Annotated in this window: 1 protein-coding gene; it reads right to left on the reverse strand. The window is 64.4% G+C overall.

Annotated features, from left to right (window positions below):
* Window positions 1–59 precede the first annotated feature (59 nt).
* Window positions 60–1,201, reverse strand: a protein-coding gene (locus JZ792_RS41155) for an IS3 family transposase (RefSeq protein ID WP_216918403.1) whose coding sequence is annotated in 2 segments (ribosomal slippage) — window positions 60–934 and window positions 934–1,201 — 1,143 coding nt in all. Because the reading frame shifts where the segments join, the coding sequence is not laid out codon by codon here.
* Window positions 1,202–1,283 lie beyond the last annotated feature (82 nt).

Genomic DNA, 1,283 nt, shown 5'->3' on the forward strand with positions numbered 1-1,283 from the left:
TGACCGGTCCCCGATGACGAGACCACTTGGGAATAGAGTCCGGGTTGTTTCGTTCGGATTCAGTTGGTCCCGCAGGCCACCGGGTGGTGGGTGTGGGTGCAGGCCGCAGCGTACTCGGCCGGTGTCCGGTAGCCCAGTGCCGAATGCCGATGGCGGTTGTGATCGGTCTTGAAATCGCCGATGACCACCCGGGCCTCGAGCAGGCTGGTCCAGTGGTTGCGGTTGAGGCACTCGGTCCGCAATCGGCGGTTGAAGGATTCGATGAAGCCGTTGTTCCAGGGTGTGCCCGGCGGGATGTAGCTGATCCCGACCCGGTCGGCGCAGAACCGTTGCAGGGCAGTCGAAATCATCTCCGGCCCGTTGTCCATCCGCAGCACACTCGGTGGGCCGCCGGACGTTGTAAACACCTTCGCCAGCTCGGTGACGAGCCGGTCGGCGGTGATCGAGCGTTCCACGATGTGCAGCAGTGATTCTCGGGTGTGCTCGTCGATCATCGACGCGATCTTCACCGCCCGACCGTCTACGGTCGAGTCGAATTGGAAGTCCAACGCCCACACGACCTTCGGCGCATCGGCATCGACCGGCGGTGTCGAGGACACCCCGGCCCGTTTGCGTGGATGGTGTGCACGCACTTGCAGGCCCTCTTCACGCCAGAGCCGGTGCACCTTCTTGATGTTGACGCATGCGCCCTCGTCGAACCGCAATGCCGCCCACGCCCGCCGGAACCCGTGGCCCTGGTGCCTGGTGGCGTAGGAACGCAGCCAGGCCCGTGTCGCGGCGTCCGGATCGGCAGGAGTCGAGGCCAGCGGCAGCCGCCGATAGGTCGACCTGTTGAGCCCGACAGCCCTGCACGCGAACCGTTCCGACATGCCCATCACTTCTTTGAGCATGTCCACGACGCGGCGACCCGCCGTCGGGCTCACCATTTTCCCTTGGCGATCTCCCGCAGCGCGTCCTTCTCCAGTTCCGCATCCGCCAACAGCCGCTTGAGTCGAGCGTTCTGTTCCCGCAGCTCTTTGAGCTCTTTTGCCGCGTCGGTATCGACCCCGCCGTACTGGCGGCGCCAGTTGTACAACGTCGCCGCCGACACCTCCAACTCAGCGGCAGCTTCCTCACCTGTCCTGCCGGCCGCGATCAACTCGTCGGCACGACGCAACTTCCGCACGATCTCCTCCGCGGAATGCCGCTTCCGACCTGCCATATCCCTCAGTGTCCCTTCTCAGCCCTCACCAGGCCAAACAGGACTCTAAAACCAAGTGGACTCAATCACCGGGGACAGGCCA

Source organism: Nocardia noduli, assembly GCF_019038455.1.
Lineage (GTDB): Bacteria > Actinomycetota > Actinomycetes > Mycobacteriales > Mycobacteriaceae > Nocardia > Nocardia noduli.